Here is a 9,900-nt window from a genome sequence, read left to right as displayed (position 1 = left end):
GTTTATGAAAAAATCCACCTCACTCTGCCTCTCAAATACCCTAAACGCCCTCTCTAAGTCCTCCTCAGTAATCTTAAGCCCCCTTTTTCCAATCTCTCTTAGAATACTATCAGTATCACTACTCCTCCCTTTTTCCGAATAAAAAACACTAAGCTCAACTGTCCCATCTTCCTTTATTCCTTTTAACTCATAAATTAAATCCCTCTTCTCGTTAGCCCTCTTATTCTCAATCGTTGATGCATCAAAATAAAATTTCTTACCGTCAAATTCCACTGGCATACTCCTAAAAATCCTATCAGTCTTGACATAGTAAAGCATATGTGTCTTCCAGAACAGTATCACGTCTCTATCATCAGTATAAACTCTCTCATAAACATTCTTGTGAAACGGTGTAAAGTTAAAGTAGATACTACCACTCTCAGTAAAATATGTGCTAAAAAAACTATACAACTTGTCAAACAATTCTTCGCGAAAAGATGGATACTCATTCAATGCTTCTTCAATATCCTTCTTAAGTTTTTCCTCAATCCTACTGTAGTATTTTGATTTGATACGCATCAAATTGATAAACCCACCCTGCCCCTCAACCTTAGCACCTATGAACACATCCCTTAACTTGCTGAAAAACTTCTCTTCATATGTCATATACCGTATTTTGAAATACCAAAAAGTCTCTAAGCAATATTACAAGAATGTCAATTTCTTGAACAAGTTTTAGTCAATACACTAGTTGAAATAGACTAGTCACTAAAATATAATTTTATATTAGATACTCTTCTAGAGTTAGGAGGTTAGATATGGCCAAGTTTAGCAAAGCATACTATAAGATTTTCTCAATCATCCTGATACAATTCTTAGGTCTTTGGAGTTGCACTAAGTTATCAGATCTCATACCTAGAAATAGAGACTCACAAGTCAATGAAGTTGATACCACTCCTCCCGTAGTCAGAATAATATCCCCAACTAATGGTCAAGTCTTTGAACAAAACACCGTTAGGGTTGTGATACGAGCAACGGATGATAAAAGCGGCATTAAGGCAGTGTATTTAAGACTGAATAATCAAGGATTTGTGGAAGTTGGAAGAGATAATGAGATATCTCTGAACATTACAGCCAATGAAGGAACTAACAGGATATACGCTTACGCTTTGGACAATAGTCAAAACAGATCTTCTACTGTAAGCTTATCATTTGTTGTTCTTTCAAGACCTGTTGTTATTATATCATCACCTAACGACCTTTCTATATTTGATAATGACCAGGTTAGCGTCACAGGTAGTGTGACTAGTTACTACCAAGTATCAAATGTCTTTTTGAGAGTCGGGGATAGTGGAGGATTTGGAGTAGTGAATGGAACAGAATCATGGAATACAAATCTAATTTTTGATACTGAAGGACTTCATAGAATATATGTGTTTGCGTTAGACGTTTCAAACAGAGTTTCGCGAACAAATCACATAAGCATACTTGTGTTGTTAGACAAAATTCATGTATCAACTGCTGGAAATGACACAAACACAGGACTATCAAAGAACCTTCCAGTAAAAACGATACAGGTTGGATTACAGAGAGCATACGAATACCAGAAAACTAACATTCTTGTCCAAGTCGGCACTTACCTACCTGGAGACGGACTAAATACAGAAATCGCCGGAGTTATTATAACAAACGACAACTTAAGAATAATAGGTGGTCTAAACGAGGATTTTAGCAGGATTGTAGGAAATAGTGTCCTAGACGCTAGAAAAGAACTATACCATGTGGTTTTTGCGACTAATATAAGCAATATTCTTCTCATGAACTTCCACATAGCTGGTGGAAGTGCCACCAACACAGACGATGCAATTCACTCCAGAGGAGGAGGTATTTACTTACATAGCGTAATCAACTCTGAAATTGCTAACATCATTATATCAAACAACTACTCTGTAGGCGAGGGAGCAGGTATCTACTTAGATATGTCTGTTAATTGTAGTATAAAGGCTACAATCGTTAGTAATTCAATAGTTCCTCTTACTAACGAAAGTTTTGGTATAGCAAATATCCGTAGCTCATCAGGTATTTTTGAACTGGTTATAAGTAGTAACAATGGGAGAGGTTTTGCATGGCACTCTTATTACTCTCAAGGATTCCTAGAAAATAGTATAATATCACACAACAATGGTGGAGGATTATACGTTGCTGGAAAATTTCTAACTGCATCAAATGTGAGCATATTCAATAACATAGCCTCTGAAGGAGCAGGTATTAATTTGGATTTTTCTGGATTTGCGATATTTAACTCCTACATAACCAACAACAAAGGAACTGTTGTAAACTCCTCTATAAGGATACTAGGACAAATAGCACTTAATGGTAATAGTACATCCGAAGCAATCTCTAACTGCTACATAGGCGGTGATGGAGCAAATACTGGATCTATCGGGATAGATCAGGTAGGATATAAGCCTCCAAATTTACTTAGAGATAACAAATTCATAACTAATACTTTACAGTATCTTTACAAAAAGTTTGGAGATCCAAACCCAACTAATGACATAAATGCTATAAACAATCCTTCATACTTTTCACCTTACGGTTGCGATACTGGAGATAACATTGTTACGAATATGTAAAAATAAAAACAACAGTTAAAAGTAGTTTTATTTTAGTAGCAACCTGAAAGACTTCAAAAAAACTTACATAATAACTCACCACCTGATCAACTATTACTAAATGTATCAAAACACTTAAAAAGAAATGAGAGAATAATGTTAGGAGTTTTTTAAACTCTAGAAATTCATAGAGGGAAAAGTTAAAGAATCGGTTTTCACTTTCTTTGAGTGCCGATAAAGGAACTCACATCTCAAACACTCCTACTTATACTCTCCTTTATCCGGGAAACAATTTTTTCAATCATATTAGTATCTATCTCCGCATACTTCTTCACAAGATTATCTCTCCTTCTTGTTATCTCAACACACTTTCTGATAAATAGTTCTTCATCATTGTCTATAAGATCTCTCTCCTTCAGTACGCTAATGTAGTCAAACGATACAACATATTTACCAAGATCCTTTGAAAGCAGAAAGTCAGCATAGTGCTTAAGAAGCAGTAAAAAAATGTAAGGAATATAATACGAGTATTCTTGAGACTCCTTTAACTTATCAATCAGGTTAATTTCACACTTCAATGTTGAGAGTATTGGTTCTAGTTTCATAATACCAAAACTATGTTTTGGCTTCTTCCAACTTTACATAATCTTGTCTTTTGAACACTATTTTCTTCTTCCAATTTTCGGACCTTAAGTATATCCAACTAACGATGACTTCAAAAAGCATAACAACAACAAACGAAGCCCAAACACCAACAGGTGATTTAAAAACCAAAAACCCAAGAACATAAGCAACAGGAATCCTAACAACTAGCATAGATAAAGATTTTATAATTAGAACTGCAAGTGTATCCCCAGCACCCCTTATTATACCCTGTATTGAGAAGACAACACCCATAAGAACGTAAGATATACTCATTACTCTTATGTAATCAACACCAAGAGAAATGACCTCTCTATCACTAACAAAAAACCCAAAAATACTTTCTGCAAACAGATTAGATACCACAACAACTATACCCGAAATTCCCAGAGATATTATCAAAGCCCACTTCAAGAACTCAAAAACTCTGTCATATCTCTCTGCGCTTAAGTTTTGAGACGATATCGTCATTAGAGCAAGCCCCAGAGATAAAGCAGGTAAAAATGCGAATTGATCTATCCTATTGCCTATTCCAAATACTGCTATGCTTTTATCTCCAAAAGATGAAACAAAACCCATGACAACCGCAAACGAGAAAGATATTATTATCATCTGTAAAGAAACAGGCAATCCTAAAGAGAAAAACCTATAAATCATTTCCCTCTGAATAGAAAATCTCACACTCTGACGAATTATCTCATACCTTCTTGATATGTATATGAAACCCAGTATCACCAGAATAAGTTCAATTATGATGGTTGAGACTATAGCACCCGTAACACCCATCTGTGGAATGATATAAAAACCATTTATAAACAGAGGAGTGAGTATTAACTTACCCAGTAGCATAAAGATTGAGAAGTATAGAGATACCTTTGAATTACCTAGTCCTCTAGTTATACCCGTTATCCAGTTCAACATAGCGGTTATAGGAATACCAGCAATATATATCTGTAAGTATATGAGAGCATCTTTGTATATACTATCTGGAACATTCATAAGTTTTAGAACAAAACCAGATGTCAAAAAACCCAACACACTCAGAACGACTGATAGTAGCAATGTTATTGAGAGTGAGTTCTTGATAACTGAAATTAAAGACTCTCTACTCCCTGCTCCGAAAGCCTGTGCAACAAGTATGTTAGAACTCACCCCCACTCCTATGAGTATTGCAAAAAGTATAAAAACAACTGGTATTGCCACCGACACTGACGCAACAGCATTATATCCCATCAACCTACCAAGATAGAACATATCTACAAGGCTCATCAAAGCCTGTATAAGGTCCGACAGGATAACTGGAGTAGAAAAAACCAGAAGTTGCTTAATAACATTGCCTTTTGTTAAGTCATTCATATTGCGATAAAATATACAAAATTCTAGCAAAAGTTCAAGTAATGTTAAATCTCATACTAGAATAAAAATTTAACAACCGTGCAAAAAATGAAAGGATCAACAGTATATTTATATAGAGAGGGAAAAATGAAAGACTTAAATAGACTCTTAAAAGAGAGCTTGAGTTTCAGTAAATTTGAAAGCGTGAGAAGAAATATGAGTTTTTCTTTAAAGGAGGACAAGTATATGAAAGGTTTATCAAAAATATTAATTTTTGCCTCCATCGCTATTGCTATCGTGATAGGAGCAATAGTGATCTTCCAAGACAAGATATTTGTCAAGGAAGAAGTTGCTAAGAAGGAGGCCGATCAAGAAATAACTATCACTGAGCCAGAACCAATCACTGCAGTAGTATCAATGGCATTAGGAGATGTAAAAATCCAGACACTGATGAACTTGATAGACGCCGAGGTTGGTTATACTCTAAAGCAAGGCGATGTTATAATCACTGAGAAAGGTTCTGAATGCGAACTTCAGATAGACAAGAAAATACTAGTCAAGATAGGTGAAAACACTAAAGTCTCTCTATCCGAAGTAATATCATCAATCAAGGGTAGCAAGGACACGATTGTGGATATCGTCAAAGGAACTGTTAAATCCGCTGTCGGAAAACTAAACAACGATGGGTTTAAGATAAGAACATCAACTGCAGTTGCTGCTGTCAGAGGAACAAAATTCTTGGTAGCAGTTGATGATAAAGGAACGACTAAAGTTATTGTCTCTGAAGGTAAGGTATCAGTAGGTGTAAGATCTAAGTCAGTCCAAAACATATCAGAACAACTACCAGAAACACACAAAGAAAAGTTATCTCAATACGAGTCAGTAGCAGAAAAAACTATTGAAAAAGGAGAACAAGTTATTATCAAGCGAGAACAACAGGAAAAGGTTGACAGCATTATAGAAAAAGCCATATCTGAAAAAGAAAATCCTGACAAGATTGTTGAAGATGTATCAAAAGCCGCAAAAGAAGTTTCAAAGAAGGTATCTATATCAGAAACAAAGGCTAGTAAAAGTGATATTGTATCTCTTGATAAATCAGTCTCAAAAGATATGATCGTTGTATCCAGATCAGTTAAAATAACCTTCATCCCCACCGACACAACCAAAGACTCTTCCTTATACATTAACAACATCCAAATCGCTACTTCGCTACCAGTTACAAGAATCCTAGAAGCAGATAAGAATTATCAGATAAGGGCAGAGAAAGATAGTAAAGTGCTCTTCTCAAAGGAAATGAGTTTTGCCAAAGATACCGATGTTGTTATACAAGAGGTTAAGCCTCAAGAAAGTTTATCTCCTCAGATTGTAGAACCTCAAGTACCATCTATATCAAAACTTGACTTCGGTATCAATGCTGTATCCGGATACGGTAGATGGGCCGAATACGACAGATTATCCATTATTCCTTCCACTTCAGGAGTATCAATATTTGACGGAGATAACCTTAAGAACATCAACATAAGGGGTATATCATACGGCTTTGGTGATAATATAATAGTAGCGCTATCAAAGGATGAAAATGAATACCTACAAGTCAAGATTGCAAACACAGAAGGTAAAATTCTACAATCTGTGAACCTTGGTGAATCAACCAAAGGCACACTAGTTGTAAGCAGACCTGCAGTTCTTGACAAAAAAGCATTCGTTCCATCAATAGATGGATTACATATTATAGATTCAAGAACTGGAGAAGATAAAGTAGTCAAGATTGGTAGCATATACTCAGATGTAGCAATAGCCAAGAACAGGGCTATCGCTATAAACGAGATAGGAGAAGTTTATAGTGTCTCATCTGATGGAAGCTACACAAAAGTAGCACAACTCAGTTCATCCGTCGTAAGAAAGGCAAGTGTATCATCTGACGGTGAAAATGTCTTCATCTACACGAGAGGAAAGATGACAATACTTAATATCAGTAAAGGTAAGGAAACTGCTACCGTTAATCTACCTATTAGCAAAGACACATTACCTATCATCTACAAAGATAATGTAATAGTGTTTGACGACAAGAGAATACTCATTCTAACAAAGAATGGTTCTGTTGAGAATACCATAACTCTCAATGGAACATTACAAGGCACACCTTATGTAGGTAATGACTACATAGTTGCTACCACCTCACAAGGAACATACTTATACAATCTCAACGGTAGCCAAGTAAAGAGTTATGACGAAGTTGGAAATGCATCTGTCATAATCAACAACAAACTATTCATCATAGGCAAAGAAGAAACAGTAATAAAAGAAATTAAGTAAAACTATAAAGGGGGTAAATCCCCCTTTACCTTCAGATATTCAAGTCTATTCTAAACCCCTTATGCTACTAAAAATTCTTCAAAATTCTTTCTACATACTCAATCAAATTAGTAAATTGCTTAACAAAACACTTAAAAAATTTAAATTTTCAAAAATCTATAAGCTGAGATTATTGAGAACTATATCAGAACTGTCATAATTTTCAACACAAAAAATCCTAAAAATTCCAAAACTAAAAAACATAAATATATTACAAAATACTTAGGAAAACTCTCTATATCTCCTGTTCCTACTTGCAACAACTAGATTACATAATTTAGTATATCCTCAGGTTACAAGGGGAAAGTATGATAGTCTGTCCATCCTGTCAAAATCTAATAAACGAAGAAAACTTTCACAGAGAATATCACTCAGAAGGAATTAATAAGACTTATAAACTATACATCTGTGAAAAATGTGATCTGGGATTCTGGTATCCATTGGAATTTGTTGAGGAGATATACAGTACAGACCTACTCAACATAGGTTATACAGTAAGGATTGATATAATAAGAGAAAATCCCTATCCTATCTATCATCCCAATCATATCCTTGGTTTGAAACATCTCAAAAAATCAAAGGATTACCTATCAGGCAACAAACTGCTAGACATAGGATGTGGAACTGGTATGTTTCTTAGAGAAGCAAAAAAAATAGGATTTGATGTATATGGCGTGGACTTGGATAAAGGAGCTATAACAGTAGCAAAAGATATTTTCAAGATAGAAAATGTAATGCTATCTTCGTTTGATAACTTCTTTGAATACGCAAAATCTGAAGGTTTGAAATTTGATGTTATAACCTTCTTTGAAGTTATTGAACATTTAACTAATTTGAAAAAGTTTCTGAATCAAGTAAGAGAGTTACTCAATGATGGAGGTATTGTTATAGGAAGCACACCAGACAGAAATAGATTTTTAGCTGACCTAACAAGATTGGGTAGCAATAATGACTTTCCTCCTCATCACTTCATTTGGTTTTCTAAAACATCTTTAATAAATCTCTTCAAGACTCACAATTTTGATCTAATAGAGATTAGAAAATTCAAAAGAGGCTTCAGGGAACTAATAAATGACGCTAATTATTTTTTCAGATATTCTTATAATACACTCGTATCCAAGTTCAAGAAAAGTCAACAAGAGAAAGATCCATCAAGAAATCTAAAAAGAATACTATCAAAAGAAATCCTTTTCGCGTATATAACTGAATTTTTTATAAGTACTGGCATGTTTTTTGTGTTTAGAAAGTCGTAAGAAAACACAATATCCTTCAAATATATAAAAGATTAGCCTACTCTGTTCCCGGAGTTGCGAAGGTTTTAGTTTTGTAACCACTCCTAACGAATGAGTTATTTCCAGTCGTGGTAGCCCAAGATGAAGGTAGAGTTCCATCATTACCTACTCTCCTCATTGAAGCAAACGAAGAAGAACTATATCCAGCAAAAGGTGGTGAATATGGGTCTCCAGCAACATCTATCACATTACCATACTTATCCTTCAAAACCAGATATACATAATTCTGATCTTGATTATGGTGAAGGTATAGAAAATTATCAATAACAGCATTTGTATAATAGAAAGCATTGTTAGTGCTCTTGAATACAACTATATATCCATTCGGCTCAATATAACTACCCTCGGGAAATATAAACATCCTTATCCTCCAAGATTTGTAAGTAGTTCCAAGAATATACCATCCTGATATATTTATTCTTCTACCTGTTCTGTTTTTAAGTTCAATGAATTTGTCATTATACAACTTTGATCCATTATCACTCACAGACCCAGGCCAGTTTATCTCGTTTATCCATACATCACCCTGATTCCCCCTATCTCCGCTTAAATCCCTTGTAGGATGCTTACCTATTGAATAAAGATAAACAAAATTACTCAAGTATATCTTAGGAATAACCTTATCCTTTATTATTACGATATTTTCGTCATTACCATCGGTGCTAGCAGCCTTTGAAAAGTTCATTGACCCTGTCAAAACAACACCTTCATCAGTCTCTGGGTCTATTATTATGTATTTGTTATGATTTTTACCACCACTGTAAGTAGAGGTAAGCGTGTTTTCATTACCATCATACTTAACATTCAAACCGGCATCTATGAACCAGTGATGAACAGAGTACTCATTTCCAGTATGCCAACTCTTGTCAAAAACACCATACAACTTTATTCCCTTATTCGTAGCCATATATATCATATTTGAAGCAATATCCGGATGAGTGAAAGAAAATATTGAAAAGTATATTGACCTTTTAGCATTCGTTATGTATGAAATATAAACCTTATCCACCGTCATTTGACCATAATCATTAACATAAGGTGAAAATAATATCTTAATATCTGTTTTTCCTAGTCTAAAGGTATTACTGTGAAAGTTCGTAAATCCTACTTTGTCAAGACCAAAAGCATTATTGTAAAACATATTTTCAATCTCTCTCCTGTAGTAATCAGCAACTTCCTTTGATTCTATAAAGACCACATTTTCATTATTTTTAAAGAAACCTGTTTCCGTAAAGTTTGCAGACCCCGTTATCACAAGTTCATTGTCAATTATTATTATCTTGTTGTGCATTATCTTCTCGTTATTTCCTAAAACCATTGGCACATTATTTCTCATAAGCTCCCTATATCCTGAATAATTCACATTGTTTATATCACCAACCATCCTTACTCTGATACCCCTCTTGTAAGCATTAACAATAGCCTTGTATAGAGGTTCATAAGAAAGTTCATAAATACACACATCTACACTCTCTTTTGCTCCGTTTATCGCTTCAATTATTCTCTGTTGTATAAGAGAATCCTCCTCCGTGTCCTGACTCGTTCCAGGTTTGGTGAAATAAACCTTCACATACTTTGGCCAATCACTCTCGCTAGGTTGTGATGTATCAAGGTTTATAACATTACAACCATAAACACTCAAAAGAAGAACTATAACCCAAAATAATCTTCTCATAGAATCA

7 protein-coding genes are annotated in these 9,900 nt (G+C 34.7%); 3 read left to right on the top strand and 4 right to left on the bottom strand.

Annotated elements, in window-relative coordinates; genetic code table 11:
- A partial coding sequence (locus tag NZ579_06560; protein MCS7299598.1) for a site-specific DNA-methyltransferase occupies positions 1-645 on the bottom strand: 645 nt, incomplete at its 3' end.
- Between the two features lie 152 nt (positions 646-797).
- Between NZ579_06560 and NZ579_06555 the strand changes: the two genes are divergently transcribed.
- Complete coding sequence (locus NZ579_06555; GenBank protein MCS7299597.1) at positions 798-2,615, top strand: Ig-like domain-containing protein; 1,818 nt, start codon at positions 798-800, stop codon at positions 2,613-2,615.
- A gap of 230 nt (positions 2,616-2,845) precedes the next feature.
- Here the strand turns inward: NZ579_06555 and NZ579_06550 are convergent, their stop codons facing one another.
- Together NZ579_06550 and NZ579_06545 are read right to left on the bottom strand one after the other, a co-directional pair.
- Positions 2,846-3,199: a hypothetical protein gene (locus NZ579_06550; protein MCS7299596.1), complete on the bottom strand. Its 354-nt coding sequence runs from the start codon at positions 3,197-3,199 to the stop codon at positions 2,846-2,848.
- A gap of 10 nt (positions 3,200-3,209) precedes the next feature.
- Positions 3,210-4,592, bottom strand: coding sequence for an MATE family efflux transporter (locus tag NZ579_06545; protein ID MCS7299595.1), 1,383 nt, complete (start codon positions 4,590-4,592; stop codon positions 3,210-3,212).
- Between the two features lie 126 nt (positions 4,593-4,718).
- Here NZ579_06545 and NZ579_06540 point away from each other — a divergent pair, with 126 nt between their 5' ends.
- Together NZ579_06540 and NZ579_06535 are read left to right on the top strand one after the other, a co-directional pair.
- Positions 4,719-6,887 carry a FecR domain-containing protein gene (locus NZ579_06540; GenBank protein ID MCS7299594.1) on the top strand — a complete coding sequence of 723 codons (2,169 nt, stop codon included), beginning with the start codon at positions 4,719-4,721 and terminating at the stop codon, positions 6,885-6,887.
- 347 nt (positions 6,888-7,234) lie between these two features.
- Positions 7,235-8,179, top strand: coding sequence for a class I SAM-dependent methyltransferase (locus NZ579_06535; GenBank protein MCS7299593.1), 945 nt, complete (start codon positions 7,235-7,237; stop codon positions 8,177-8,179).
- Between the two features lie 37 nt (positions 8,180-8,216).
- Here NZ579_06535 and NZ579_06530 read toward each other — a convergent pair whose 3' ends face one another.
- Entirely contained in the window at positions 8,217-9,893 is a 1,677-nt protein-coding gene (locus tag NZ579_06530; protein ID MCS7299592.1) for a phospholipase D-like domain-containing protein, read from the bottom strand.
- Between the last annotated feature and the right edge of the window lie 7 nt (positions 9,894-9,900).

The sequence above is a fragment of the Spirochaetota bacterium genome, assembly GCA_025061835.1.
GTDB lineage: Bacteria > Spirochaetota > Brevinematia > DTOW01 > DTOW01 > SKYB106.
The sequence above is the reverse complement of the archived record's forward strand: the minus strand, read 5'-3'. Positions and strand labels throughout refer to the sequence as shown.

Bases quoted from the DNA above. Each gene is read 5' to 3' on its own strand.
- NZ579_06555 (MCS7299597.1), top strand. From the start codon at position 798: ATGGCCAAGTTTAGCAAAGCATACTATAAGATTTTCTCAATCATCCTG.
- NZ579_06550 (MCS7299596.1), bottom strand. From the start codon at position 3,199: ATGAAACTAGAACCAATACTCTCAACATTGAAGTGTGAAATTAACCTG.
- NZ579_06545 (MCS7299595.1), bottom strand. From the start codon at position 4,592: ATGAATGACTTAACAAAAGGCAATGTTATTAAGCAACTTCTGGTTTTT.
- NZ579_06540 (MCS7299594.1), top strand. From the start codon at position 4,719: ATGAAAGACTTAAATAGACTCTTAAAAGAGAGCTTGAGTTTCAGTAAA.
- NZ579_06535 (MCS7299593.1), top strand. From the start codon at position 7,235: ATGATAGTCTGTCCATCCTGTCAAAATCTAATAAACGAAGAAAACTTT.
- NZ579_06530 (MCS7299592.1), bottom strand. From the start codon at position 9,893: ATGAGAAGATTATTTTGGGTTATAGTTCTTCTTTTGAGTGTTTATGGT.